The sequence below is a fragment of the Candidatus Chazhemtobacterium aquaticus genome, from assembly GCF_009936135.1.
GTDB lineage: Bacteria > Patescibacteriota > Microgenomatia > UBA1400 > Chazhemtobacteraceae > Chazhemtobacterium > Chazhemtobacterium aquaticus.
Genome location: NZ_CP047901.1, coordinates 645,762 through 670,732 on the forward strand (window position 1 = coordinate 645,762; position 24,971 = coordinate 670,732).

The following is a 24,971-nucleotide window of genomic DNA, read 5'->3' on the forward strand; positions in this document are numbered from 1 at the left end:
AAGTTACCAATCACCGTCAAAACCATTAATAAACATTACTCCATAAACCAGTACATTAGAGCCGAGCAATTGCGCGTTATCAAAGATGGGGGAGAACAACTAGGTGTCATGTCCAGAGACAAGGCCCTAGCTCTCGCCAGGGAACAAGGACTGGATTTAATCCTAGTTGCCGAAAAAGCCAATCCACCAGTTGCCAAAATCATCGACTTTAGCAAGTTCAAGTACCAGCAATCAAAAAAAACCAAGTCTGGTACCACCAAAACCAAAGCCACCAATGTCAAAGAAGTCCGTTTCACCCCTTTCATGGCCGAAAACGACTTCAACACCCGTCTTGAACGAGCCAGGGAATTTCTAGCCGATGGTCACAAAGTCAAACTCGTGGTAAAATTCACCGGGCGTCAGATCACCCGTAAAGAGTTTGGTATCTCGCAGATGGACAAGGCTGTCCAAAGCCTATCCGATATCGCCAAACTAGAACAAGATCCCAAATGGCTCGGCAAACTATACGTCGGTCAAATTAAACCAACTAAACAAATTAAGAAAGATGAACAAGACCAAAACTAAGACCAGACAAATTGTCGCCAAACGGTTCAAAATTACTGCTACCGGCAAAGTTCTACGACGCACTCCCAACATGCGTCACTTACGTCGTCGTAAGAGTGCCAAACAAATTCGTCGCTACCGCAACTATGTCGAGGTAAAAGGCGTCTTTGCTAAAAAAATTAAAAGAATGTTAGGAATCTAATATGCCACGCGTCTCAACTGGACCCTACCGCCGTCGTAAACATAAAAAAGTGCTCAAAGCCACCAAGGGCTTCCGCATGTCATACAACCGCCTTATCAAAAGAGCTAAAGAAGCCCTTCTTCATGCTGGTGAGTATGCCTATGCTGGCCGCAAGCAAAAAAAGCGCCAGTTCCGCACCCTCTGGATCAAGCGTATCAATGGCGGACTAGCAAGCATTGAAGATGCCCCCAGCTACAGCCAGTTTATCGGCAACCTCTCCAAGAAAAACATCAAGCTAAATCGCAAGATCTTAGCTCTACTAGCTGTCAAGCAACCATCAGTTTTCTCCCAGATCGTCAAACAGACGAAATAACCCCTTTCTCTTGATTCCCCTTATTGAATAACCTATAATACTCAACACTCGTTCATTTGAGTAAGGAGACTTACCTGTGGCTCGTAAAGGTTTTGTAATTGTAATAACCAGCAAAACTGACCCTGCCAAGCCAGATATGTCCTCGCACAACAGCAAGCTTGCTGAGGCAACGGAAGGTCACAAGATTGTGTCATTCTCAACCACTCAGCAGGTCGAAGTCGTGACCATGACCGGGTCCGGGATGCCCTACAAGGATGAGGTGCTCATCATCACCACAACTCTCCATCTCGAATAGGCATCACCACACCGCCGAGTCTCTCAACCCAGGGACGTCCTTAAACAAGACGTCCCGTCTTTTTTCTACTTTATCTAATTACATCCAAACTGCTGTTCACAAGCAGTTTTTGCTTCACCGTCTAGCGATCCACACATAGCACACTGCTGGATCTTGACATCATCCATCATTGCCCCCAGATCTCTAAACTCAACATTACTAGGAGGAGTGAACTTAGACTGATCAGCTACCCATGGCTCACACTGATAGTTCATCTCTTCGTCCAATTTTGCATAATCACTTGTTACTGGTGCTCCTTCAGTTTCCTGATCAACCTCATCAACTCGCTTCATTTTCAAACCCCCCTCCATCATCGAACCCCACACATAGCTATACTCGTCTCCGGTAATCACACTCCCGCTAAAATCTTCACCCTCAGCCGTCCTCACCGTGTAATCACTTCTACTCTTGCCTCCCGCAATATACACCTGACCTTCAGTCGCTCCTGTCTCATCCTCGTAAGAATAGGTACACTTCATCTCATCTCCCAAAGCCATTAGCCCAAGCAGTGTCTTAGGCATCGATTCTTCTCCAGCTCCATCCTGACTCACCTCTATGTTATCAGCCCTTCCTCCCAGCACCTGGTAACCCAGGATTGCCAAAATCACTATACCCAATAACCCAATCACCGCAGTCATGTTTTTATTTTTCATAACTTGATCCTATAAACAAAACAAACACTCGTCAAGCTCAAGTTTACTGCCATATCAAGCTTAAACAAAAAAACTAGCTCTTCCAGACTGGCTTAATCTTCTTATCTGTAATCCCAACCACTCTGCCACCCACTGCCTCAATTAACTCCCGATCATGAGTAATCAGCAAAACCGAACCCTCAAACTCTTTCAAAAAATTTTCTAATGCCACAATTGATTTAATATCCAAGTGGTTAGTCGGCTCATCCAGAATCAACAAATCAGGCTTTCTGTACAAAAACAAAGCCAGTTGCAGTCTTGCTTTCTGTCCACCTGATAACAAACCAACACGCGTTTTCATTGTTTGCTTGCTAAACAAAAACTGACGCAACACTGCCTCCACCTCATACTCATACATGGGATAGCTATCCATAAACAGCTGCAAAGCTGATTTCTGTTCATCTAAAGCCTCAAAGTGTTCCTGGGCGTAATAGCCGACCTTAAGGCCCACTCCCACCTTAGCTACTCCCTCATCAGGTAACATATCTCCCAGTAACAATCTAATCAATGTTGTCTTACCCGATCCATTTGGAGCCACCATTAACACTTTCTCATCCACAAACATGTGAAGGTTAGCCCCTTTAAATACCAGGTCGTTACCATAACTAAAACTCATATCCTTCACCAATACCGCTGTTTTACCCTTAATTCGTTTACCCTCAATCCTTGACTTAATAGTAATCGTCTCCCTCCGCTCCGCCGGATTTTTAATCATACCAGCTCTATGCCTCTCCAGTCGGCTCATCATTGCTCGCAAACCAGAAGGCTTCACCTTACCCTGAGCCAACCTTAATCTAAAGTCCTTGACCAACTGAATTAATCTTTTTTCCTCAGCTAGCTGTAGTGCATACAGCCTCTCCAGACTTACCTGCTCATTTTCATATACCTTCTCATATTGAGCATAACCAAAGGGAAAGGTTCTAACTTTCCTATCCTCAATCATCCATACATACTTAGTGGTTTTGGCTAAAAAATCCCGATCGTGTGAGATCATAATCACCAAACCAGAAAAATGACTTAATGCCTCAATCAGCCAATCCTTTCCCTCGAAATCAAGATGGTTATCTGGCTCATCGAGTAGTAAAACGTCATATCCACCTCCATAAATCAACTCTGCTAGTTTTTCAATCTTTTTCTGTCCTCCTGACAATCTATCCCTGCCCACTATCTCCTGGGGCATGTATCCCACTCTTACTCCAACATTCCAATCAAACTTACCCTCATACTGATCCTCGACTCCAGCCAAAATCTTTAAAAAGGTTGATTTACCTGATCCGTTATCACCAATCAATCCCACCACCCCAACACCCCGAAACGAAAAACTTATTTCGTCTAACAACGGTTGGTTGTAATGTTTGCTGATACTTTCGCATTTTAGATTGATCATACATGCCTTTTGGATTATACCCCAACCGCACTTGACAATTTATAATGACAAGAAATGGGGGTGAAAAAGAGCATTTCTTAAAGTGGCTGGTGCAAGTCCAGACGCCCCCGTATATAAAATGAAAATGAAGATTTATACCACTGGGCAAATAGCCAAAAAATACCATGTTAACTTAAAACAAATTAGCAACTGGTATAAAAAACTTGTTCGCTCAAAACACATAGTATCTCTAAGAAACCCGGGTACAATCAAGATTACAGGTGACCAACACGGTAGATACGGACTTCCCTCAAGTCTAGTCAAACATTTCCCTAATACACCACCCAAAAACTCTTGACATTTCAGTTTGTCGTCATATAATCTCTCCCTACATGACAATCAAAATGTCACACGCGAGAAGCAACCACTCAACCGATCCTATCTTTTTTAATCGGCACTAGGGAGGTTGCTTTTGGCGTTTTTAGACCCAAACCTCCCCACAAGGGAGGATTTTTTTATTCTCTTAAGCTAGAATTCATCCATGGACGATCTCGAAATCATCAAAAAACAAGCTACTCAGCAAATCCAGTCTGCCAAGGATCTTGAAGCCTTAGACAAACTTCAAACTCAATATCTTGGCCGCAAAGGTTTAGTCAATCAATACTTAAGCTCGCTTCCTAAAGAAGCCCTAAAAAGCCAGGGTCGTCTCATCAACCAAACCAAACAATACATTGACCAGCTTATTGCCAAACGCCAAAAATCTCTTCAGCAGGTCCAACAAGAGATCGATGTCACCATACCAGGCATTCTTCCACCCATCGGCCACCTTCACTTAATTACCCAAACCATTAAAGAAATCGAGGATATCTTCACCAAACTAGGCTTTGTCAGGCGTCGTTACCCAGAAGTAGAGACTGACTGGTACTACGCCGAAGGCCTAAACATCCCCAAAGACCACCCCGCCCGAGATGACCAAGAAACCTTCTATATCAATCCAGAAGTTGTTCTAACCGCCCATACCAGCAATGGCCAGTTACGAGAGATGGAGTTATTAAAAAAACCTCCCATCAAAATGATTAACATTAGTAAGACCTATAGACGTCAGGCCAGTAATACCCATAGTCCCATGTTCCACCAGTTCGAGGGTTTAGTCGTAGACAAAGATATAAACATCACTCACCTTATCGGTGTCAGCAACTTCTTTGTTCAGTCATACTTTGGCTCTGACCGTCAAGTCAGACTTCGTCCTCACCACTTTCAGTTCACCGAGCCCAGCTTCGAAGTCGACATCAACTGCCACCTTTGCAAGGGTAGGGGAGAGTTAAATGGAAAAAGCTGCCCCGTCTGTAAAGCTGGTTGGCTAGAGCTTGGCGGCGCCGGCATGGTCCACCCTCAGGTCTTAAAAAACGGTGGTATCAATCCCGATCGATTTACTGGCTTCGCTTTCGGTTGGGGGATAGAACGTCTCATCATGATGAAACATAACGTTACCAACAACCTACGAGATCTCTATACCAGCGATCTTCGCTTTCTCAATCAGTCATAATCACTCTATGGATATTAAGTTACCCCATTCACTACTTAAAGAATTCCTAGATACCTCAGCTAAACCTGAACAAATAGCCAAGTCTCTCTCTTTATGTGGTCCCACCGTTGATCGAATCACTTCTTACAAGAACGATTACCTTTACCATATCGAGGTCATTACCAATCGCATTGACTCAGCCTCAGCCTTTGGCATAGCCAGAGAAGCAGCCACCATCCTACCTCAATTCAAATACAAGGCCAAGATTAAAAATGATCCATACCAACTAAATCTAAAACAACTAGGTGATCTACCCAAAAACTCACCACTTAATCTACAAATTCTAGACAACTCTCTCATACCCCGCTTTACGGCTATTACTCTTACCAATACTCAAGTCAAACCCTCACCCAAACCGGTTCAAGATTGGCTCAATCTTTCAGGACTACGCCCCTTAAACAATGTTATCGACATCACCAATGAACTAACCCTTAAGTACGGTCAGCCTGTCCACGCTTTTGATTTAGACAAAATAGCCAACCAACAACTTATATTGCGAGAGAGTAAGAAAGGGGAGTCTATCACGACTCTGGATGGTCGAGTTCACCATCTACAAGGTGGTGACATCGTCATCCAAGACGGCTCCGGTCGCCTAATTGACCTTTGTGGCATCATGGGTGGCCAACTCTCCGCCATTGACTCAAATACTAAAAATGTTCTTCTCTTTGTCCAAACTTACGAACCCAAACACATCAGAAAAACCTCTCTCTACACACAAGAGAGAACTCTAGCTGCCCAGATTTTTGAAAAAAAACCTGACCCCGAACTAGTTCTTCCCACTCTTATCGCCGGTGTTAAACTTCTAGAACAACGAGCCAACGCCACTATTAGTAGCAATCTCATCGACCTATACCCCAATCCAACTAAAACCAAAACCATCAATCTTGACCTAAACTGGCTTAACCAATTTGCTGGCATCAATCTAAAACCAACTCAAGTCAGCAGTATTCTAAAAAAACTTGGTTTCACCTCCAAATCAATCACTTCTCAAGTACTTCGCGTTACAGTTCCCAGCTGGCGCCACCATGATATTAATCTCACCCAAGACTTAGCCGAAGAGATTATCCGCATCCACGGCTATTTCCGCCTACCATCTAATTTACCTTCCACCACCATCCCCCACACTCAAACCGACCCACTTCTTAAACATGAGTATCAAGCTCGTAGCTACTTAAGCAACCTAGGCTTCACTGAAATCTACAACCTCTCTCTAGTCAGCCAAGACCTTTTCCGTCAAACCAACCATAAACTTGAACCAAAACTAAAGCTTTCCAATCCACTATCCGGAGAGTTTGAGTACCTACGCACATCTCTTATCCCCTCACTTCTCTCCAATCTGGATGCAAATCGAGGTAAAGTCGCTCCACCCCTACGCCTATTTGAACTAGCCCACACCTACCACTCAACCAAATCCACCCTACCAGATGAAACCAGCACCTTAAGTTTTATCACCTATGGTTTAGATTTCTTTACCACCAAAGGCTATCTTGAAGCATTAGCCAAACACCTCCACCTTAACCTAAAATTCAAACCCCTGGCCAAAAAGACTCCACCCTTTATAACTAAACACTCAGCCTCAGTCTATTACCATAACCACCATCTTGGTACCCTTGGCATCATCTCGCCCGAAGTTACTTCCAGGTTTAATCTAAACCAAACAGTCGTTTGTGCTGATCTTAACTTCGCCAAGTTAAGCCTCCAAATCAACCCTATTCTAAACTTCAAACCTATCCCGCAATATCCATCCATCTATGAAGACATAACCCTTACATCAACTAAGCCTGTAGCCGATCTTATCACTCAGCTGGAAAATGCCCACCCCCTTATTGTCTCAGTTGAGTATCTTACCTCACATCAACACAACCACACCTTCCGCCTTGAATTCAATGATCCTCAGGGTAATCTCACCCAAGCTAAAGTCACCCAAATCAAAAACAATCTTAAATCTTAAGCTTACTCCACCTCTACCGGTAGTGATGGAACCACTGTCAAGCTTGGCGTCGGTTCTGCTTCTTCATTCTCCTCTTTAGGATCTACCTTAACTCCAAACACAACATTGGCCTCATTCTGGATTCCGGCCGAGTTCCTAGCGTGAATTCTCAAATCATATACCCCTTGCTCAAGGGTAAAAGTTTTTTCATACGGACCCTCTTCCCACCGCCATTCTTTATTTCCGTTTAAATACAGATCTACCCACTCGATTCGCTCATTTGAAAACACTTTCGCCTTAATCGTCACCTCATTACTGTCATATTTACTCTCATTTCCAGGCTCACTAATCGTCACATGCAAACCCTCGACCTGACCACAGTACTCGGTTGGCGGATGATATCTAGTATCACCCTGTGCTGCCACCCATCGATCAATGGCCTTCTGCCACAGGTTATCTCCAGTTAACGGATCGCTTTCTTTAAGGATAATAAACTCCTTGCGATCAAAGTTATTCTGCCCCACCATCACCTCCGTCGCCAACTTATCAGGCTGCCCCGGACATACCGGCAACATTACATGAATCGGGTCCTCCGTTGTCGGCAGCGTTCCCTTAATTGCCCAGTCTGTATAGCTATCAAAGTTATCATGCGCCGGATAGCCAGAAATCCTATCCAAACTAACCTGCTCCACACCGCTTGGGGGGTCAAAAGGAGGATCACCGTAAAGGTCAATCACCTCAAGCATCTGTCTCCTCCAGATTGGTGAGGCTCCAGACACGCCAGAAGCCACCGCCTTCATCGGCGAGTTATCATTATTTCCCACCCACACACCTACCACTACCTTTTTGGTCCATCCCACTGCCCAGTTATCCCTCATGTCATTGGTTGTTCCCGTCTTAACCGCTACGTTTGCCCCTCTAATATTAATCAAGCTGTTTGCTCCAAAAGTGATCAAGCGAGCATTATTATCACTCAAAACATTGTTAATTAAGAATGCTACCTTCTCATCCATTACCTGTTTTTTACCAGGAGCTTTGTGTTCAAACAATACCTTTCCATTTCTATCCTCTACTTTTAAGATACTCACCGGCTCAACCCGATTACCTCCATTAGCAAAACTGGCATAAGCAGAGGCCATTTCAATTAACCTAACCTCACCACCACCTAAAGTCATGGACAGTCCTAACCGACTTAAGTTCTCCTTACTAGGTTCCAGGGTACTAAAACCCATCTTGTAAGCCATCTCCAGGTTATCTTTAACTCCAACCAAGGCCAACAACTTCACCGCCGGAATATTAAGTGATGATCCTAATGCTTCTCGTAAATGAACCGGGCCGTGTTCTTCTCCATCATAGTTCTTCGGCTCATATTTCTCTCCATTTCCCCCCGGAAACTCAGTCACCACATCAACCAAGGTTTTTCCAGGCCAATACCCTTCAGCAAAAGCGGTTGCGTAAGTGACTGGCTTGATCGCTGATCCCGGTTGTCTCAAGGACAAGGTCACGTTTACTTGTCCGTCGATATCTTCCGCAAAAAAATCTTTTGAGCCCACCATCGACAAGATCTCACCACTATTAGCATCAACGGCTACACTCGCCCCGTTACTGATCGCCAGCGTATCAACTACTTTCTCAATCTCCTCTGCCACTATATTTTGTGCCGCTTCCTGCAACTCCCAATTCAAACTAGTGGTTACCTTCAATCCTCCCCCCGTTACCATCTCCTCTCCATACATCTCCTCCAACTGATCCTTAACATACATCACGAAATGTGGCGCCTTAATCGAGCTTTTTTCAGACAAGAAACTTACCCCAGGAAGCTTATCCACCACCTCCTTCTCCTGCTCCTCACTGATAAACCCTTCCTCCCTCATTCTTCTTGCTACCGCCGTTGCTCTGGCAACATAAGCCAACGGATCCTTGCCATAAGGGGAATACCGACTAGGCGCCTGAGGCATTCCGGCCAGAATTATCGACTCAGTCAAATCAAGGTCTTTAGGCTCCTTAGCAAAATACTGCTGAGCCGCTGCCGAGATTCCCCAGGCTGTTCCTCCATAAGGAGCCTCATTCAAATACATCTGCAGAATCTCATCCTTGCTAAACTTCCTCTCTATCTGTACTGCCAACACCAATTCCTTCAACTTACGGCTAATACTCCTATCACTAGTCAACAAAACATTTTTAACCAGCTGCTGAGTCAATGTTGATCCTCCCTGAGCTCTTCCTCTGGTAAACAACCGGCTCATACCTCGAACCATGCCTAAAACATCAAATCCTTGGTGTTTATAAAAATCCTTATCCTCAATCGCCACCGTTGCCTTCTTTAAGTCATCTGGTATCTCCTCAATCGGCGTAAACTTTCGATTCTCTTCCTCGTATACATCAAACAAAACGACTTTACCCTCACGGTCTAAAATCTGAGTAGAAAAACCCCTATCCCGTTGAATCTCATTTGGGTTGGGCAAGTCGCGCGAGTACCAAGCAAACAATCCAAACATAGCCAGTGTTCCCACCACCAAGCCCACAAACATAAGTTTGGCCAACCTCACCGGCGTTAACCATTTCTTGAAGTTACCAATCTGTCGACCAAACCTATTTCCTCTTCTCGACCAACTACTATAACGACCATACCTGCGCATCATAACTAAAATTTTATCATCTTTTTGCTTTTGAATCTCTCTAACTTCTCGCTATAATTAGCCTTATGCGACTCACCAAAAAACGCAAACGTATCTTCTCCTTCATTATCGTTATCTCTAGCCTAGCTCTACTAGCCTCCTCCTTCTTACCTCTCTTTCTCTACTAACCATGCGGCTTAATCACTCTGTTGCCAATCTGCCCGGAGTCGGTCCAGCTTATCAAAAACGACTCCAAAAACTTAATATCAACACTATTTCTGACCTCATCAACCACTTCCCTTCCCGTTATCTTGATTACTCACACACCACCCCCATCAACAAACTCGAACCAGACCAAGAAGTCTGCCTTAAAGCCACCCTTGTCTCACTAACTTCTGTTAGACTTCCTAATCGAAAAACACTCCAAAAAGCCACTGTTACTGACTCAACTGGATCGCTTCAACTAACCTGGTTTAACCAACCATATCTTACTAACTCTCTTATTCCCAAACAGCAATACTATTTCACCGGCCAAGTTGATCAATTCAGAAATCAACTAATCCTCAACTCACCAGACTTCGAACCAATTAAAAAGAAACAACTCCATACCAACCGCATCATTCCTCTCTACCCACTTACCGCCGGTATCTCCCATAAATGGCTCCGTCACAAAATCAGTCTAGTCCTCTCATCGCTCACCATCAAAGAGATTTTTCCCTCTTCTCTTAAATCAAGGCTACCCATCGACCTTAACTCCGCCTACCATCAAGTCCACTTTCCAGACACTCAAAAGCAACTTGAGTCGGCTCAAAAACGCCTAAGCCTTAATGATCTAATCGGTATCTATCTTAAATCCGCTCTCACTCAACTAGACTGGCAGCAACGATCTGCCACTCCCATAACCACCACCCCATCACTTCATAACCAGCTACTCAAAAAACTAGATTTCGATCTAACTCCAGACCAACAACAAGCCATCAACGATGTATTCACAGACCTTAAACAAACCATCCCCATGAACCGGCTTCTCCAAGGCGATGTTGGCTCAGGCAAAACCATTGTCGCCGTCTCGGCTGCTCTACAAGTAGTGAAACAAGGCTTTCAAACCCTTGTTCTTGCCCCCACTCAAGTCCTAGCAGAACAACACTACCAATCCTTCTCCCAACTGCTTAAACCCTTTTCTATCAAGCCACTACTTGTCACTGGACAATCTAAAAAGAAGTTACCCACCGCCCCCCTGGTCATCGGCACACACGCCTTATTACACCGACCAGAGCTTATCCAAAATCAAAAACTTGGTCTAGTTGTCATCGACGAACAACATCGCTTTGGTGTTCTTCAACGCTCATCCTTCTTTAACTCTGTCTCGACACCCCACCTTCTTACCATGAGCGCTACTCCAATTCCACGAACTATCGCTCTATCTCTATATGGCCACCTTACAATCAGCAACATCAACACTCTTCCCAAGAATCGCAAACCCATCAAAACCAAGGTTGTCTCAGAGATCAAACGGCCACAAGCATATCAATGGATCAAGCAGCAAATTACTACCAGGAAAACCCAAGCCTTCTTCATTTGTCCCCTAATTGAGGACTCATCCAGCGAAAGTCTTAAAACGGTTAAGGCAGCCACCAGTGAGTATCAACGCCTCCAACAGGTCTTTCCCGATCTCAAAATTGCCCTTCTACATGGAAAAATGAAGCCCGAACAGAAAAACACGATCCTTAAAGAGTTTAAATCTAAAAAGTACGACATTCTAGTCAGCACCCCTGTCATCGAGGTTGGCATAGACATACCCAACGCCAATATTATGGTGATCGAAGGGGCTCAACGCTTCGGATTATCTCAACTCCACCAACTCAGAGGTCGAGTCGGTAGGGGAGAGCACCAATCTTTTTGCCTTCTCTTTAGCTCTGAAATATCAACCACCTCGCTTCACCGTCTAAAACTTATGGAAAAGTACCAACGTGGTCTAACTCTAGCCAAACTTGACCTCCAATTAAGGGGGGCAGGGGAGATCTTTGGTACCGCCCAAAGCGGACACCTAGACACTCAATTCCCTCAGTTTTGGAACGCAGATCTTAACAAGCAAGCTAAGCAAATTGCCCAGCAACTAGTTTTATTACCCAAACCACAACCTCAACAACTTCTTGTCTCTCTAAACCCGAATCTTGCAAAAACAACCTCACCCAACTAAAATACAACCAGTCTATCAATCTTATATATCCAAAATATGGCTCCTACACCTAAACGCAAACACTCAACTCGTCGCAAGGGCATTCGCCGCGCCGTACGCAAAGCAGAACACGTCACCAAACTTAAAAATCTAAATCCGGTCAAGAACAAACACCTTCGTTCCCTAAGCACTTCAAAAGAAAATTAGTTCCACTTTACTAAATTGAAGACTGCTCACGATCCTCGCCACCTACGCCGCATCAAAGCTGTCAAGGCTTTATTCTCTTATACCTTCCACCCAGAACAAGAAACCTCATCCAAACTTGCTCAAAAGGTCGCTTCCCAACAAGACAACATTGATCAAATCATCACCCAGTGTGCCCCTGAATGGCCTCTTTCCCAAATCAACCGTATCGACCTGTCTGTTCTTCGCCTCGCTATTTACGAAATGTTAAACAAGAAAGACACTCCACCCAAAGTTATCATTGACGAAGCCATTGAAATCGGTAAACGCTATGGCAGTCAATCATCTGGCAGCTTTATCAACGGAGTTCTGGCCAGTGCTCTTAAAGCCACCAACAGAGATCAAGATATCGATCAATCTTCCAACTCGGAAAAATTATCCGATGAATCAACTCAAGACCATGACGAACCCCAATCTTAACCAACTCCAAAGCTCACTTGGTCATCACTACCAAGATATACAACTTCTTAAAACCGCACTTAGTCACCGTTCGTACCTAAACGAATCCAACCAGTCAGTTTCTAACGAAAGGCTAGAGTTTCTCGGCGACGCTGTTCTAGAACTTGTTATCTCAGAGTACCTATACCTTCAAAAACCTGACGAACCGGAAGGCACTCTTACTGCTGCTCGCTCTGCCATCGTTCGTACTGAATCTCTAGCCAAGGTGGCCACTCAACTAAATTTAGGTGAGTATCTTTTTATGAGCAAAGGCGAAGAGAAGTCTGGTGGCCGCCACAACATCTCCTTACTTGCCAATACCACCGAAGCCATCATCGGCTCTATCTACCTTGATGGGGGATTACAGTCAGCCCAAGACTTCATCCACCGCCACATTCTACCTTTAGCTGAAAATATTCTTGACAGCGATAACCTCAAAGATCCCAAGAGCTTACTTCAAGAAAAGGTTCAGGAGTTAGGCTTCACCTCACCAGTCTACACCACTGATAGTGAAACTGGTCCAGATCATAATAAGACCTTTACTGTCACTGTCAGTGTTAACCATCAGCCTCTTGCTACCGGCAAGGGTAAAAACAAGCAAGCCGCCCAACAAGACGCCGCCCGTCAAGCTCTCAACAATACTCAACGTCTTGCTCCAAAAACGTAAATTTGATATAATTCAATCCACTAAACACCAATCACTTGAATACACTTACAAACCACTACTCATCCTTTTATCCGTGCTAAAAATAAAACTTTCCCGTACCGGCAAACGCAATCAACCTTACTACCGAGTAGTTGTGGCCGAAAAACGATCCAAGCTAACTGGTCAATACATTGACCTTCTTGGTAACTATGATCCCAATGACCCTAAAAATAAATTAACAATTGATAAAAAACGCTACGCCGACTGGATCACCAAAGGTGCCAAACCCACCGACACTGTCCGTCAATTAGTAGCCAAACAAAAATGAAACAACTCCTTGAGTACATCATCCCAAATATTGTTAATCATCCCGAAGAAGTCAAAATCGAAGAGACCAATCAAGACGGTCTCGTCAATGTCACCATCCAGACCCATCCAGAAGATGTCGGACGCGTTATTGGTAAAAGCGGTAAAGTCATCAAATCAATTCGTCAGATTGCCCGAATCATTGCTATTAAGCAAGGTGTCAGAGTCAACATCGATGTCCTCGATAGTGGTGACAAACCAGTCAACACCTCAGAAGAAACCGCTTCAGATTTAAATCAGGAAGACGAGTTTACTACCCCAGATATCCCTGAAACTCAACCAGAAGAAACCACATCTACTCAAGAATCTACTCCTGAAGAGGGTATCGACCTTCAAACTGAATAAGCAACGAAGTCCTAAGGCTCAAACCAACCAGCGGTTTAGGTTAAAAGGTATCTCGCTAAAAAGTACCTTAGGTTCTATTCTCCAAATAAATTCTGGTTACCCAGTGGCACAGTCTCTCCATCTCCGGAAACTCCTGTATCTACCCCTCTATAACCACGTATTGTCTCAATTGTTTCTATTTCCTCATCCTTTAATGCCCTTAAAATCCCAGTAGGATTAGCCTTAGACGTCATCGGCAAATAATAGTTTCTTATCTCCAGCCTCATCTCAAGTATTTCTCCCGATTCTTGCTTAACCTCCTCACCTCGTGCAATAACCACATTCTCCACCACCTTAAGCGGCAGTGATCGCCCGACTCTGTCCAAGAAATCCTGAATTGCTAAAGCACTTCCTGAAATCGTCACCTCCATCATAAACCCTTCTGCCTTTGCTTCACTTTTAGCTGGCATTCCACTACTAGGTAATGCCACTGCTGGTGTTGGTGCTGCCGTTAAACCTTGACTTGAAGGCTTGTCATTTTCATCTTCTTCAATCATTACTGGATCAACCCTATATCCAACTATCTCAATACGCGCATCATTAGCCAATGTTCTAAGCGATCTTAAAGCAGTTCCCACATCCTTATTAAGTGGAAAAGCCATACCTAAAACTGTCTCATAGCCAGTTCGTTCCACCTCAAACTGTTCAAGAATTGCTAGTTTATTACGCAAACCTCTAAGCTGCTCTTGTTGTTTACTTAAATTATTTCTCATCTTAACCACTTCATTCCACTTTGGAACCAAGAACATTAACCCAATAGCCACCATTACCCCCAATTCCAACACCAATACCATAACCGACTTAAGCACCCTTTTATCAACATCAATACCCAGCTCCATCCCCAAAATCGTTGACTGCTGCTTCCCGTCCTTACTGCTTACCTTTGACTCTCTCATATTGCCTCCCTCAAACCTAACTCAATTCTTAATATATACAAGCCCTGGTCATTTCTCCTAACCGAACTTAACGCCACTTCATCAAACCTAGCGCTATCTTGAACCGTTACGGTAGACAATACCGCCAAAGCCCTACTCATCGCCTGCACTCCATTTGTCATTACCTCAACTACCACCACATCTCCCTCAAATCTAACCGCCTCAATCATCACCTCATCAGGTAACAAATCATAAACATCAAGCAGCACCCCCGCAAAATCCTTACGCAAACCCACTAATCGATCTGCCTCCTCCGCTACAGACAATAATCTCCTATACCACAACTCAGTCTCTGCCATTTGAGTAATCTGCCCACTTACCACCTCAATATCGCTACTAACCGAAGCCACCTGTCTATTAGTTAGGAAGAAGTATCCATAATCTGCTCCAACAATGATCACAAAAACTACTACAGCTAATACCGACGCTAACTTAAGCCGATCAATTAACTGATTAGCCTTAGCAATCTTTAATACCTCTTTTGATGCTAAGTTAACACTAATCATCTTGACTATCCTCGAGCCGTTGCCCCAATTACCGGCGCATATACTGCCCCTAATTTTGATTGATCACCTGTTACCTCTAAACCCTCAAATGGGTTACCAATAGCTACCTCAACACCCAACTGGGCCGTCATCCACTGAACCAATCCGGGAGTCAATGCCACACCTCCAGCAATAATAACCCTAGCCATCTGCCCACCTGGAAAACTCTGAGTATAATAACTTACCGCTCGCTTCATCTCACCAATTACACCATCAAGCACTGGCTTCATCGCCAAGAGTAACTTACCCTCCAAAACATTACTCTGTACTCCATACGTTCTCTTGTACTCCTCAGCCTGCTGCAGTGTTAACTGCAAACTTGCTGTGATCGACCTGGTCAAAGCTACTCCTCCCGAACCAAACTTATATACAAACAAAAGTTGATCGTTTTCAAAAACTCCAATTCCCATTCCAGTCGCTCCCATAATAGCTACCATGGTCGCCCCTGTTAGCTTTCTCTCCAATGCTATCGCCCGTGAGGTCGTCACTAGTTCCGGTTCAATCCGCTCCGGCTCCAAACCAATCTCTGCAAACACCTCCATTAAACCATTGACTAACTTTTTATCTGCGGCCGCTAAATAAACCCTCATTTTTTCTCCCCCCGTCCTCTTAACTGGCCGATCAACCACTTCCCAAGACAGCTCAACCTCATCAAGAGGTACTGGAATATACTGTTCTGCCTCCCACCTGATCGCACTCGACAACTCTGCGTCCGACAACACTGGTAAATTTATTACTCTCGAATAAACCACACTTTCTGGTACTACAATCCTAAAACGCCTCTCACTAATCTTATACTCAACCACCATCCGTTTAATTACCTCAGCCAAAGCATCTCTCTCCTTCTCTGTCTCCACCATTACCTTACCCACCGGGTTGCTAATCATTCCCAGAACCTCAACTTTTTTCCCGTTAACCTTAGCTAACTTAATACTAGAACTCCCTAGATCAATTCCCAAACGAGCAGGCATACCCTTATCATAACATCATCAGCATCTACAACACACTAGAAATCTTAATCAGTCTGAGTTAACTGACCACCCGAATACAAGGCTGCATCAAACACAACTGGTAACACCGGTAACGTTCTTATCGCCTCAACTTTTCGAACCACACCATCCGCCGTTGACCCCGTAGAGACAATCCTATATGCCTGATCAGGTAACAGCGACCCAACAGGCAAGGGAGACACTCCAATTTTTCCTCGGTTATACAACATTCTCACTCTAACAATCACATCCTCAGCCACAATTGGTACATTAGCTCTAGCTCCAAAACTAACACCCATAAAACTTCCTGGATTCACCGTTGCTGTATCAAAATTGTTCGAAGCTCTCCTGGTTGCATCTGGATCGAAAGCATAATGCACTGTTCGATAATCACTATCAGAAAACTGCTGATATTTAATTACCTCCACTGCTCCAGTAGGGGACTCATTCGACTCACCCCGGTCTGCCCAATATATATCCAAACTTGTAGGTGGACTTGCCGAACCTGTCACATTAACCTCAACCACCTCTCCAGTTTCGATTGCTACATTTGTCACCTGACCATCCGCTCCCTCACTTTGGGCATCAGTTTCAAAACTTGCCTCATTCACCGTCCCCTCAAAAGATCCACCGATACTAATATTCCTCAATGCTTCCTCAATACCCGCCTCTGCAGCCTTCAAGGCCTGAGATGAACTCTGTTCAACTCCTGCCAATCTCAAATCAGAAACTGATCGACTTACTACTGACAACACAATCACCCCCATCACCACCAATACCAATACCACTATCAACGCCACCTGACCTTGCTGATCTCGCACACCATTCTTCATAAACCCATTCTGACCAATTCTTCTTTTAGAGTCAAACATCAATAGTTCCTCAAATTAATCACTGATTCATAACTAGCCTCCGTTTCAGCTCCTCCACCGGCATCTGTTCTTACTGCATTAAACCTAACCGTCACCTGATCCGGAATTCCCTGCGACCTGACACACTCAAAAACCAAGTCAGAGATCACCACCGCCTCTCCACTTATAACCGCCCCATTAGATGCCAATTGGCCGTTATCCAATGAAAAAACAGTGGACCTGCCATCCCAACTCTCCACCGTCAAACTATCGCTTGTAGCCGGACAATCTCCACCACCAACACTAACCGATTGTGCATTCCTAACAAATCTTTCTAAGATAGACAAACTCATCTGAGCATTCTGATCTAGAGTCATAATCGTATCCGCCTTAGTTCCACCCCTAAATGACCTAAAAAACATCCCCATAATCGTCACAATAATCATCCCCAAAATCCCTACTGTCACCATTAACTCCATTAACGTAAATCCTTTTATCTTATGACCATTTCTTTTCATCATCTTACCTCCCACTTACTTAAATAAGTACTCCCCGACACCGCATAATCATTTGCTCCATCTACCCATGTTACCTCAACCTCAATCTCAATCTGCTCCCCAGGAACAATCTCGGTATACGAGGTTGTCAAGCTGTACACCGGATTAGTTCCGACCTGTTCGGTCGGATCAGTCCGGTTTCCCAATCCAAAAAAACCGTCAGGATCAGTGTCGCGCTCTCTTCTTGCCTCTTCCAACCTATTTTCAATCAAGTGCCTTGCTTCCACCCTTTCCTTGGCTACTCTGGTTGTCTTGATTCCGATTGTTACTGCCATCACCATACTAGTTAACACTAAACCCATCACTCCAATCGCTACCACAATCTCAACCAATGACTGCCCTTGTTTCTTGTTGTGATTAATCATACTTTTCATATCAACAACCTCCGGGTAACTCGTCGCTCACCTCAATCGAGCCAGCACTCCCAACCTCAACTTGATAATGATAGTTTATCTCAGGCACACATACCGTAATTGTCGCCGCCGTTGCTCCACCTTTTACCGAACCAAAAACAATCGTCCCTAAAGTACTACTTAACGTCACATCATTCATCTCAACCCTGGTTTCTGGAGGAACTGCCCCCAAACAAACAGCCGACATCACCACCGCATCACTCTCAACAACTACCTGATAACCACTTAATGGAAAACTACCGCACTCAACCGGCCTCTCACCCGCCAACGCCTTTCTTTGTGCCTCACGTAATGTCTGCTCAACTACCTTCATATCCGCAATTCCCACTCGCTTATCTCTAAAATCTAAAAAAACCGCCATCCCCATACCCGACAACAAAGCAATTATCCCCACCGCCACAACCAACTCCACCATTGTAAAACCAGCTATACCAACTCTTCGACCTATCATGGATTATTCAAGCAATATGGACTGGTCTCACCACTTCCCTCCATAGTTGTAGCACACAAGGTGTACTGGGTAGGGGACACGTATGTATAACTATATCCAAAACCCGTCTGACCATCCTTTGGATCAGTTGGCACCGGGTCAAGATAAGTTTGTCCATCACAAACAATTGCGGTACCCAAAGAAGCTGGATACGCCCCACTTTCAGCTCGACATATCTCCAAAGCTGCCCTTATCTGTTCCAAGTCACCTTTACGTTTACTGTCTCTGGCATTTGCATTTGTTGATGAGAAACTAGCCATCGCAATGCCTGAGATAACTGCAATAATCGTAATAACCACCAACAACTCAACAAAAGTAAAACCTGCTTCCTTTATTCTCATTGTTTGTTTTGTACACAGAAATAATTCTTATCTCCCGTTCCAGTCCAGGTACAATCAGTTCCTGATCGACCATATGCATTACCACCCCCAGCTGCCTCCATCTCCACACAAATACAGTACTCAGTTGCCGCACAGAATGCCCCTGATCCACCACTCCTCGTGTTACCAGTCGGATCAGTGTACTCAAAACCCCACTTGGGATCAGTTGGTATCCCGGCTGATAAATAATCCTCATAACCAGTACAATCCGCCGCGCTCGGGTATGAATACTTCGCTACCGCATTGTCTGCGTAATAGGCTTCCAAAGCATTAGCAATCGCCTCCAGATCTTGTCTTCGCCTCGAATCGCGACTCCGATTCTGTGCCGAACTATAAGAAACCGTTCCAATAGCCACCAAGATTCCAATAATACCAATCACAACCAACAGCTCAAGCAATGTAAAACCTTTTCTATCTTTCATATTTATGGCTCAGTTAAAGTATAACTATATCCATTAGTACACACCGAAGAGTTATTTGATCCACCTGGCTTATTCTTGTCAGCATCAGGATCAGCTGCGTTTTCAAGACAGGCAATCAAAAAATATTCCAATGGATCAACTGCTAAGTCGGCGTAATACCAATAATCTGGCCACTCATCAACCTGTCTATGTGTTGGGTCAATTGGAAACTCCTTCATGTACCCTCCGCTTACAATGACAGTTTGATAATCAATTCTTGATGGATACGTCTGAGGATTTTGATCATTCTTATACAACTCCAAGGCTTTCTGCACTTGATCCAAATCACCCTTTCTCTGAGCATCTCTTGCCCTCTCCCTGGCCCCTTGCAAGTTTACCGTCACCAAAGCCGTTAAAATGCCGATTATCCCCACCACCACCAACAACTCAATCAACGTAAAACCTTTTTCGTTATTCTTGTTTAGCATGGCTCTGTACTTAATGGTGGTTCTAAATCAACATTAGCACTACTCATACCATAAGTACACGCCTCACCAATAGCGGTACAGCTTTGCGTATACTCAACCCAGTTTGGATCTCGCTCATTCTCAAGCCGAGTATACAACTGATAGCTTCTCTGATCAGTGCTGGTCAAGTATATATATGTCCAATCATTCTTTGGATCTACCGGCAACTGCTTCATGTATATCTTGTCAGTCGTCTCAAACGCTTCACCCCACGCACAAGCATCATCGCCATCATTACATCCCCCCACCACACCACCGGTACATGCTCTTGGATACACTCCATAATCATTGTTATACGCCTCCAAAGCCCTGGCAATCTGCGACAAATCAGATTTTCTACCGGCATCTCTTGATTTCTCAAGACTAACTGCATAGGCAGCATAACCAACACTCGCCAAAATACCCATAATCGCCATTGCTACCAAAATCTCCATTAACGTAAAACCCTTCACATCCTTAAACCTCATATCTTCAACTATATTAGTTTATACAGCTTGGATCAACTATACATCTATCCCCAGCCGCATTACATCGATAACCGGCTCCCGGACAACACGCACTACACTGCATCGGGAAACAATATTTAGTCAATGTTCCGCAAGTCGGATCAGCTCCGGTATCGATCACTACCTCGGCATCGCCATTGGTTACATAATAATTAAAACTCATGTCCCCCCCGGGACCACAACCATCACTGCAACCGACTCGCTGAATAATCGGATCATTTGTCGCCTCAAGCCGCGCATAAATGTAAATCAAATTACACCCCAATTTTTCGTAAACGTAATAATGAACACTGTTATCTAAAGGATCACAGGGTACTCGGTCAAGATATGGCCTTAAAGACTCACTGCCACACTGCATTACATCCTCCTCAGGAAAACACAACGTATCATCGTAATAACCATACAAACCTCTCATCCACTCATTCATATCTGCCTTCCTCTGAGCATCTCTAGATTTCTTTAACTGATGGTCCCAAGCCGCGTATGACAAAATGGCAAACATTGCCAGCAATGCTACTACTACCAACAGCTCAACCGTCGTTAAACCCTTCACTCCCTTCCTCATACCTTAAGCGTATCACAAACATTACTATCAACAGACTCTGATCAAAGACATTTTTCTTTATCGCAACAAGCCAAAGTACCACTCCCAGATTAACTCATGCCACAACAAGGCCATCACCGTCCCTAATACCAAGAAGGGGCCAAAAGGTATAGTTTGACCAAATCTCTTTCTCCCCAAAGCCAGCAACACCACAGCCACTACAGCTCCGCTCATAAACGACAACATTGTCGCCACAATAGTCCCCCTCAATCCCAATAACAATCCCAAGCTTGGTGCCAGCTTCACATCACCTAAACCAAACCCCTTTCTCTTCGTCAATAAATATAACCCATAGAAAAATAACGCCAAGCCAATTCCTGCGACCACCGCCATCCAAAAATCCTGCGGTCTCATAATACCCATCACTACCAATGCCACCCTATAACCTAAAACTAAGACCAATAACAACATATTCACCGCATTAGGAATCACTCCATACCATAGATCAAAGACTAAAACTAACAGAAGTAATACTCCTACCATTAGCCAAAAATATGGCTGGACGAGTTCTAGTGGAGTGTTAACGAGTAGGAAAAATCCTTTACCCATCACATACCACCAAACAAACAACAACGCAGTCAATCCCTCAACCACGGGATACTGCCAAGATATTCTTTTCTTACAATGCGCACATTTACCCCGAAGAAATAAAAAAGAGAGTAGGGGAATGTTGTGCTTCCACGAAATCTGCTTTTTACAGTGAGGGCAAACTGATCTACCCTTCAAAGGCGACTCACCATAGATAGTTCGATATACCACCACATTAAGAAAACTTCCAATCACCAAACCAAATATAAAAAGCCAAAACACCCAGTACCAAAACATGCCCTCAACTATACAATCTCTCCATCAAACATTAAACCCCTAATCAAACACCAACCAAATAATGGATACCTTTAACTAAAATACCCACCGGAAGGTGGGTATTCCCAATTCAATTTAAAAACTTTTGGTATTACTTAGCACACCAGTAACAAGCGGCAGTTCCTGGACCAATAGTTGCCTTGTTCTCAGTGGTGCAGGTCGTAGCAGATAAATCAGTCTGACCATCCTGACTGTATCGAGTACCTGCATCAGCAAACACGGACTTGCTAGTTGGCTCAAAACAGATCGACAGAGACACTGCGGAAGGCGAGTTTATATATATGTTACCAGCCGTGCCACTTCCCACTGCAGACATAAAGTCAGGCTTAAGCTCTCCATCAGTAATCAGCGGATCAATACACCCAGCTGTGTTTAAAGCACTCAAAGCCAGAGGCCCACCAGAGAAATCAGCCACACAAGCATCATCATTCCAGGGCAAGTCACCATGAGTAGCGTAGTACCTGATAAATCCGTTGTGCAACTCAACTACTTGGTTACGAGTATTGCTGTCTCGACCTTTCTTAAGCTGTTCAAATGGGTCTACTGCCGCCAACAAACCAGCTGCCAAGATTCCCAAAACTCCGATAACAATAAGTAGCTCAATTAATGTAAAACCTTGGGGTTGGTTGTGTCTTATCATGATTTTCATTTTCAAATAAATAATTATCCCTTGTCAAGTACCACTCTACCAATCCCTAAAAACAAATGCAACACAAGCTTTTTCCTGATAGTTTCAAGCCTGTGATTACTAATTTACTAATTAACACGCTAAAACTGACTAGTCAAATTATAAATTGGCATAATTACTGCCATCACCAAAAATCCTACTCCCACACCCATCACCGCCATAATCATCGGTTCTATGGCTGTAGTTAAGTTCTTCACTGCCTGTTCTGACTCACCCTCAAAATAATCTGCCAACTTATCAAGAATCTCATCCATCTTTCCCGTTTGCTCACCCACCGCAATCATTTGAGGGACAATCGGCGGAAACTCACCCAGCTCTGCCAAAACCAGACCCAATGACTGACCTTTCTCGACTTTTGAGGCCGCCATCATCATCTTCGCTCCAATTATCTTACTTCCCACTGCAGCTGAAGTAATCCTCAAAGCATCCAAAATAGAAATACCTGCACTAATCAACAAGCTCATTGTTCTGGCAAACTCTGTCATTACCATCTTCAATCTAAGCTCTCCTACCACCGGCATCTTCATTAAAGTCTCCTCAATCATCACACTCCCCACGTCAGTTCTCGACCACTTAAGAAACACATACCCAATCGCACCAAAAATTAACAACAACAAATACCAGAACTTAACCGCAAAATCACTCGCCCCAATCAATATCTGAGTAGGTAGAGGTAGTTCTGCCCCAAAATCCTTATACATCTCAGTCATCCTCGGCACCACAAAGATCATCATAATTACCGCCACAATCACCATACCAATAATAATGATCATCGGATAAACCATGGCCCCTTTAGTCTTGCTTCTAAAATCTCTTTGCTTCTCCATTGTCTCAGCCAATCGCTTCAACACTTCATCAAGAACACCAGCCGCCTCACCTGCCTTTACCAAAGCGATGTATATATCATCAAACACTCCATCGCCAGACTCCTCCATAGCTATTGCCAAAGTTTTACCGCCCTCTACTTCCTCTAAAACTTTTGACACCACCCGACTCATCGCTGGGGGACTCTGTACTCGCAAGATAGACAATGACTCAGTTAGCGGCAAACCAGCCGACACCATCGTCGACAACTGGCGAGTAAAGTTAACCACATCATCCACCTTCACCCGCTCAAAGCGACGCATAATCTCCTTAATCTCACTCTCTTTTTCTTCCTCTACCTTGATAATTAAATAACCTCTACCCCTAAGCAGTTTAGAAGCATGGTCCAAACTCGACGCCTCAAGTACTCCATCCAATGTCTTACCTTCTTCATTCTTTACTCTATAACCAAACTGCTTAGCCATATATCTCTACCTTCCTCTAATCAGTCTTGATAAATCAGCTGGTCGTAAACTAAATTCTCTAGCTTTCTCAAAACTGACCACACCCTGATTTACCCAGTTAGCCAGTGAACTCTCCAAAGTCATCATCCCGAGTTCCGAGGAAGTCTGGATAATACTATCCAACTGGTGACTCTTACCCTCTCTAATATTGTTTCTAACTGCTGGTGTTGCTACTAGCACTTCAGCTGCTGGCACCCGACCCGTACCATCAGCCGTTGGTACTAATCGCTGCGAAAAAACAGCCTCAAGTGAGTTAGACAGCTGCATCATTACCTGGTTCTGCTGATCCTCTGGGAAACTGTCTACAATTCGATCTATCGTTTGGGCCGCACTGTTAGTATGCAAAGTAGCAAACACCAAATGACCCGTCTCGGCCACTGTCATCGCCGCCGCAATCGTCTCTGGGTCACGCATCTCTCCCACCAAAACCACATCCGGGTCTTCTCGCAACACACTCCGCAACGCCCCCGACCAGGTTAGAGTATCATCACCCATCTCTCTCTGAGAAATCAGTGAACCTCTATTGCTATACACATACTCAACCGGATCCTCAATTGTCACAATATGTTCCGTCCGGTTTTGATTTATCTCCTCAATTACAGCCGCCAAGGTTGTACTTTTTCCATGGCCGGTCGGACCAGTCACCAACACAAACCCCTGGCGCAATCTGGCAAACTGGTGACAAACAGCTGGCAACTTCAGTTCATCAATACTAGGTATCCTCTCAGCTATAGCTCGAAGCGCCAAAGCCAAACTTTGTTTCTGCCAATAAGCATTGGCTCGAAACCTTCCCACTCCCTCCAAAGCCACCGAAAAATCAAGCTCGCGAAACTTAACCAATTTATGCTGTTGCTCCTCACTCAAAATTGAAAAAACCAGCTGTTCAACCTGTTTTGAATTCAATACCTCCATGTTCTCTATTGACCTCAAGGTCCCGTGAACCCTAATCGTTGGTGGAGATCCAACAATCAAATGCAAATCAGACGCCCCCATCTTAAATGTGGTCGTCATCAAG

At 44.3% G+C, this 24,971-nt stretch carries 31 protein-coding genes; 12 read left to right on the forward strand and 19 right to left on the reverse strand.

From position 1 onward, the window contains the following. Window positions 1-42: 42 nt before the first annotated feature. The 4 genes from infC (at window position 43) to MICH65_RS03440 (ending at window position 1,392) form a co-directional block, all read left to right on the forward strand. The gene (gene infC / locus MICH65_RS03425; protein ID WP_256375688.1) at window positions 43-564 is read left to right on the forward strand and encodes a translation initiation factor IF-3; all 522 of its coding nucleotides are present in this window, start codon (window positions 43-45) and stop codon (window positions 562-564) included. Beyond that, window positions 545-745 carry a 50S ribosomal protein L35 gene (gene rpmI, locus MICH65_RS03430; RefSeq protein ID WP_161932011.1) on the forward strand — a complete coding sequence of 67 codons (201 nt, stop codon included), beginning with the start codon at window positions 545-547 and terminating at the stop codon, window positions 743-745. Before infC ends, rpmI begins: the two co-directional genes overlap by 20 nt. Before the next feature lies 1 nt (window position 746). Continuing rightward, a complete protein-coding gene (gene rplT / locus MICH65_RS03435; protein WP_161932012.1) occupies window positions 747-1,097 on the forward strand; it encodes a 50S ribosomal protein L20 in 351 nt (116 codons plus the stop codon). Between the two features lie 76 nt (window positions 1,098-1,173). After that, window positions 1,174-1,392, forward strand: coding sequence for a hypothetical protein (locus MICH65_RS03440; protein WP_161932013.1), 219 nt, complete (start codon window positions 1,174-1,176; stop codon window positions 1,390-1,392). Between the two features lie 74 nt (window positions 1,393-1,466). Here MICH65_RS03440 and MICH65_RS03445 read toward each other — a convergent pair whose 3' ends face one another. Together MICH65_RS03445 and MICH65_RS03450 are read right to left on the reverse strand one after the other, a co-directional pair. Continuing rightward, window positions 1,467-2,084 carry a hypothetical protein gene (locus MICH65_RS03445; protein ID WP_161932014.1) on the reverse strand — a complete coding sequence of 206 codons (618 nt, stop codon included), beginning with the start codon at window positions 2,082-2,084 and terminating at the stop codon, window positions 1,467-1,469. Window positions 2,085-2,157: 73 nt separating this feature from the next. After that, window positions 2,158-3,510 (reverse strand): ABC-F family ATP-binding cassette domain-containing protein, encoded by a 1,353-nt coding sequence (locus MICH65_RS03450; protein ID WP_161932015.1) that lies wholly within the window; start codon window positions 3,508-3,510, stop codon window positions 2,158-2,160. Between the two features lie 520 nt (window positions 3,511-4,030). On the opposite strand from MICH65_RS03450, the gene pheS reads away from it, so the two are divergent. Both pheS and pheT read left to right on the forward strand, forming a co-directional pair. Next, window positions 4,031-5,035, forward strand: a complete 1,005-nt coding sequence (gene pheS, locus MICH65_RS03455) for a phenylalanine--tRNA ligase subunit alpha (protein ID WP_161932016.1) — start codon at window positions 4,031-4,033, stop codon at window positions 5,033-5,035. A 7-nt stretch (window positions 5,036-5,042) separates the two neighbouring features. Beyond that, on the forward strand, window positions 5,043-7,025 hold the full coding sequence (gene pheT, locus MICH65_RS03460) for a phenylalanine--tRNA ligase subunit beta (RefSeq protein ID WP_161932017.1): 1,983 nt from the start codon (window positions 5,043-5,045) through the stop codon (window positions 7,023-7,025). Window positions 7,026-7,027: 2 nt separating this feature from the next. Here pheT and MICH65_RS03465 read toward each other — a convergent pair whose 3' ends face one another. Further along, entirely contained in the window at window positions 7,028-9,646 is a 2,619-nt protein-coding gene (locus MICH65_RS03465) for a penicillin-binding protein (protein WP_161932018.1), read from the reverse strand. Window positions 9,647-9,812: 166 nt separating this feature from the next. Here MICH65_RS03465 and recG point away from each other — a divergent pair, with 166 nt between their 5' ends. From recG to MICH65_RS03495, 6 genes are all read left to right on the forward strand, one after another. Then, window positions 9,813-11,822, forward strand: a complete 2,010-nt coding sequence (gene recG, locus MICH65_RS03470) for an ATP-dependent DNA helicase RecG (protein WP_161932019.1) — start codon at window positions 9,813-9,815, stop codon at window positions 11,820-11,822. Between the two features lie 36 nt (window positions 11,823-11,858). Further along, entirely contained in the window at window positions 11,859-12,008 is a 150-nt protein-coding gene (locus MICH65_RS03475) for a hypothetical protein (protein ID WP_161932020.1), read from the forward strand. A 15-nt stretch (window positions 12,009-12,023) separates the two neighbouring features. Beyond that, window positions 12,024-12,464: a transcription antitermination factor NusB gene (gene nusB, locus MICH65_RS03480; RefSeq protein ID WP_161932021.1), complete on the forward strand. Its 441-nt coding sequence runs from the start codon at window positions 12,024-12,026 to the stop codon at window positions 12,462-12,464. Next, complete coding sequence (gene rnc / locus MICH65_RS03485; RefSeq protein ID WP_161932022.1) at window positions 12,427-13,149, forward strand: ribonuclease III; 723 nt, start codon at window positions 12,427-12,429, stop codon at window positions 13,147-13,149. The genes nusB and rnc overlap by 38 nt, the downstream gene beginning before the upstream one ends. Window positions 13,150-13,222: 73 nt before the next feature. Next, window positions 13,223-13,456, forward strand: a complete 234-nt coding sequence (gene rpsP / locus MICH65_RS03490; RefSeq protein WP_161932023.1) for a 30S ribosomal protein S16 — start codon at window positions 13,223-13,225, stop codon at window positions 13,454-13,456. Next, a complete protein-coding gene (locus MICH65_RS03495) occupies window positions 13,453-13,839 on the forward strand; it encodes a KH domain-containing protein (protein ID WP_161932024.1) in 387 nt (128 codons plus the stop codon). Before rpsP ends, MICH65_RS03495 begins: the two co-directional genes overlap by 4 nt. A 74-nt stretch (window positions 13,840-13,913) precedes the next feature. Here MICH65_RS03495 and MICH65_RS03500 read toward each other — a convergent pair whose 3' ends face one another. The 16 genes from MICH65_RS03500 to MICH65_RS03575 form a co-directional block, all read right to left on the reverse strand. Then, window positions 13,914-14,774: a hypothetical protein gene (locus MICH65_RS03500; protein ID WP_161932025.1), complete on the reverse strand. Its 861-nt coding sequence runs from the start codon at window positions 14,772-14,774 to the stop codon at window positions 13,914-13,916. Further along, a complete protein-coding gene (locus MICH65_RS03505) occupies window positions 14,771-15,319 on the reverse strand; it encodes a hypothetical protein (RefSeq protein ID WP_161932026.1) in 549 nt (182 codons plus the stop codon). Before MICH65_RS03505 ends, MICH65_RS03500 begins: the two co-directional genes overlap by 4 nt. A gap of 5 nt (window positions 15,320-15,324) precedes the next feature. Next, window positions 15,325-16,329, reverse strand: a complete 1,005-nt coding sequence (pilM, locus tag MICH65_RS03510) for a type IV pilus assembly protein PilM (RefSeq protein WP_161932027.1) — start codon at window positions 16,327-16,329, stop codon at window positions 15,325-15,327. Between the two features lie 44 nt (window positions 16,330-16,373). Continuing rightward, complete coding sequence (locus MICH65_RS03515; protein ID WP_161932028.1) at window positions 16,374-17,219, reverse strand: hypothetical protein; 846 nt, start codon at window positions 17,217-17,219, stop codon at window positions 16,374-16,376. Further along, a complete protein-coding gene (locus MICH65_RS03520; protein ID WP_161932029.1) occupies window positions 17,219-17,719 on the reverse strand; it encodes a PilW family protein in 501 nt (166 codons plus the stop codon). The genes MICH65_RS03515 and MICH65_RS03520 overlap by 1 nt, the downstream gene beginning before the upstream one ends. Further along, on the reverse strand, window positions 17,716-18,129 hold the full coding sequence (locus MICH65_RS03525) for a type II secretion system protein (RefSeq protein WP_161932030.1): 414 nt from the start codon (window positions 18,127-18,129) through the stop codon (window positions 17,716-17,718). The genes MICH65_RS03520 and MICH65_RS03525 overlap by 4 nt, the downstream gene beginning before the upstream one ends. Before the next feature lies 1 nt (window position 18,130). Next, window positions 18,131-18,619 carry a pilus assembly FimT family protein gene (locus tag MICH65_RS03530; protein ID WP_161932031.1) on the reverse strand — a complete coding sequence of 163 codons (489 nt, stop codon included), beginning with the start codon at window positions 18,617-18,619 and terminating at the stop codon, window positions 18,131-18,133. Continuing rightward, complete coding sequence (locus MICH65_RS03535) at window positions 18,616-18,999, reverse strand: type II secretion system protein (RefSeq protein WP_161932032.1); 384 nt, start codon at window positions 18,997-18,999, stop codon at window positions 18,616-18,618. Before MICH65_RS03535 ends, MICH65_RS03530 begins: the two co-directional genes overlap by 4 nt. After that, window positions 18,996-19,460 carry a type II secretion system protein gene (locus MICH65_RS03540; RefSeq protein WP_161932033.1) on the reverse strand — a complete coding sequence of 155 codons (465 nt, stop codon included), beginning with the start codon at window positions 19,458-19,460 and terminating at the stop codon, window positions 18,996-18,998. Before MICH65_RS03540 ends, MICH65_RS03535 begins: the two co-directional genes overlap by 4 nt. A gap of 2 nt (window positions 19,461-19,462) precedes the next feature. Continuing rightward, entirely contained in the window at window positions 19,463-19,927 is a 465-nt protein-coding gene (locus MICH65_RS03545) for a type II secretion system protein (protein WP_161932034.1), read from the reverse strand. Continuing rightward, on the reverse strand, window positions 19,921-20,433 hold the full coding sequence (locus tag MICH65_RS03550; protein ID WP_161932035.1) for a type II secretion system protein: 513 nt from the start codon (window positions 20,431-20,433) through the stop codon (window positions 19,921-19,923). Before MICH65_RS03550 ends, MICH65_RS03545 begins: the two co-directional genes overlap by 7 nt. A 13-nt stretch (window positions 20,434-20,446) precedes the next feature. Beyond that, window positions 20,447-21,037: a hypothetical protein gene (locus MICH65_RS03555; RefSeq protein WP_161932036.1), complete on the reverse strand. Its 591-nt coding sequence runs from the start codon at window positions 21,035-21,037 to the stop codon at window positions 20,447-20,449. Window positions 21,038-21,094: 57 nt separating this feature from the next. Next, a complete protein-coding gene (locus MICH65_RS03560) occupies window positions 21,095-21,901 on the reverse strand; it encodes a prepilin peptidase (protein WP_161932037.1) in 807 nt (268 codons plus the stop codon). A gap of 130 nt (window positions 21,902-22,031) precedes the next feature. Next, window positions 22,032-22,589: a type II secretion system protein gene (locus tag MICH65_RS03565; RefSeq protein ID WP_161932038.1), complete on the reverse strand. Its 558-nt coding sequence runs from the start codon at window positions 22,587-22,589 to the stop codon at window positions 22,032-22,034. Window positions 22,590-22,708: 119 nt separating this feature from the next. Further along, window positions 22,709-23,917 carry a type II secretion system F family protein gene (locus tag MICH65_RS03570; RefSeq protein WP_161932039.1) on the reverse strand — a complete coding sequence of 403 codons (1,209 nt, stop codon included), beginning with the start codon at window positions 23,915-23,917 and terminating at the stop codon, window positions 22,709-22,711. Between the two features lie 6 nt (window positions 23,918-23,923). After that, window positions 23,924-24,967 carry a type IV pilus twitching motility protein PilT gene (locus MICH65_RS03575; RefSeq protein ID WP_276568128.1) on the reverse strand — a complete coding sequence of 348 codons (1,044 nt, stop codon included), beginning with the start codon at window positions 24,965-24,967 and terminating at the stop codon, window positions 23,924-23,926. Window positions 24,968-24,971 lie beyond the last annotated feature (4 nt).

Excerpts from the sequence above, each read along its gene's own strand:
- MICH65_RS03465 (WP_161932018.1), bottom strand. The coding sequence starts at position 9,646 with ATGATGCGCAGGTATGGTCGTTATAGTAGTTGGTCGAGAAGAGGAAAT.
- MICH65_RS03475 (WP_161932020.1), top strand. The coding sequence starts at position 11,859 with ATGGCTCCTACACCTAAACGCAAACACTCAACTCGTCGCAAGGGCATT.
- MICH65_RS03535 (WP_161932032.1), bottom strand. The coding sequence starts at position 18,999 with ATGAGAATAAAGGAAGCAGGTTTTACTTTTGTTGAGTTGTTGGTGGTT.
- MICH65_RS03515 (WP_161932028.1), bottom strand. The coding sequence starts at position 17,219 with ATGTTTGACTCTAAAAGAAGAATTGGTCAGAATGGGTTTATGAAGAAT.
- MICH65_RS03565 (WP_161932038.1), bottom strand. The coding sequence starts at position 22,589 with ATGAAAATCATGATAAGACACAACCAACCCCAAGGTTTTACATTAATT.
- MICH65_RS03530 (WP_161932031.1), bottom strand. The coding sequence starts at position 18,619 with ATGATAGGTCGAAGAGTTGGTATAGCTGGTTTTACAATGGTGGAGTTG.
- MICH65_RS03575 (WP_276568128.1), bottom strand. The coding sequence starts at position 24,967 with ATGACGACCACATTTAAGATGGGGGCGTCTGATTTGCATTTGATTGTT.
- MICH65_RS03525 (WP_161932030.1), bottom strand. The coding sequence starts at position 18,129 with ATGAAAAGTATGATTAATCACAACAAGAAACAAGGGCAGTCATTGGTT.
- pilM (WP_161932027.1), bottom strand. The coding sequence starts at position 16,329 with ATGCCTGCTCGTTTGGGAATTGATCTAGGGAGTTCTAGTATTAAGTTA.
- MICH65_RS03500 (WP_161932025.1), bottom strand. The coding sequence starts at position 14,774 with ATGAGAGAGTCAAAGGTAAGCAGTAAGGACGGGAAGCAGCAGTCAACG.
- MICH65_RS03555 (WP_161932036.1), bottom strand. The coding sequence starts at position 21,037 with ATGAGGAAGGGAGTGAAGGGTTTAACGACGGTTGAGCTGTTGGTAGTA.
- pheS (WP_161932016.1), top strand. The coding sequence starts at position 4,031 with ATGGACGATCTCGAAATCATCAAAAAACAAGCTACTCAGCAAATCCAG.
- rpmI (WP_161932011.1), top strand. The coding sequence starts at position 545 with ATGAACAAGACCAAAACTAAGACCAGACAAATTGTCGCCAAACGGTTC.
- MICH65_RS03560 (WP_161932037.1), bottom strand. The coding sequence starts at position 21,901 with ATGTTTTGGTACTGGGTGTTTTGGCTTTTTATATTTGGTTTGGTGATT.
- MICH65_RS03495 (WP_161932024.1), top strand. The coding sequence starts at position 13,453 with ATGAAACAACTCCTTGAGTACATCATCCCAAATATTGTTAATCATCCC.
- MICH65_RS03505 (WP_161932026.1), bottom strand. The coding sequence starts at position 15,319 with ATGATTAGTGTTAACTTAGCATCAAAAGAGGTATTAAAGATTGCTAAG.
- rnc (WP_161932022.1), top strand. The coding sequence starts at position 12,427 with ATGAATCAACTCAAGACCATGACGAACCCCAATCTTAACCAACTCCAA.
- MICH65_RS03450 (WP_161932015.1), bottom strand. The coding sequence starts at position 3,510 with ATGATCAATCTAAAATGCGAAAGTATCAGCAAACATTACAACCAACCG.
- recG (WP_161932019.1), top strand. The coding sequence starts at position 9,813 with ATGCGGCTTAATCACTCTGTTGCCAATCTGCCCGGAGTCGGTCCAGCT.
- MICH65_RS03520 (WP_161932029.1), bottom strand. The coding sequence starts at position 17,719 with ATGATGAAAAGAAATGGTCATAAGATAAAAGGATTTACGTTAATGGAG.
- MICH65_RS03545 (WP_161932034.1), bottom strand. The coding sequence starts at position 19,927 with ATGCTAAACAAGAATAACGAAAAAGGTTTTACGTTGATTGAGTTGTTG.
- pheT (WP_161932017.1), top strand. The coding sequence starts at position 5,043 with ATGGATATTAAGTTACCCCATTCACTACTTAAAGAATTCCTAGATACC.
- MICH65_RS03570 (WP_161932039.1), bottom strand. The coding sequence starts at position 23,917 with ATGGCTAAGCAGTTTGGTTATAGAGTAAAGAATGAAGAAGGTAAGACA.
- MICH65_RS03540 (WP_161932033.1), bottom strand. The coding sequence starts at position 19,460 with ATGAAAGATAGAAAAGGTTTTACATTGCTTGAGCTGTTGGTTGTGATT.
- rplT (WP_161932012.1), top strand. The coding sequence starts at position 747 with ATGCCACGCGTCTCAACTGGACCCTACCGCCGTCGTAAACATAAAAAA.
- MICH65_RS03445 (WP_161932014.1), bottom strand. The coding sequence starts at position 2,084 with ATGAAAAATAAAAACATGACTGCGGTGATTGGGTTATTGGGTATAGTG.
- MICH65_RS03550 (WP_161932035.1), bottom strand. The coding sequence starts at position 20,433 with ATGAGGTTTAAGGATGTGAAGGGTTTTACGTTAATGGAGATTTTGGTA.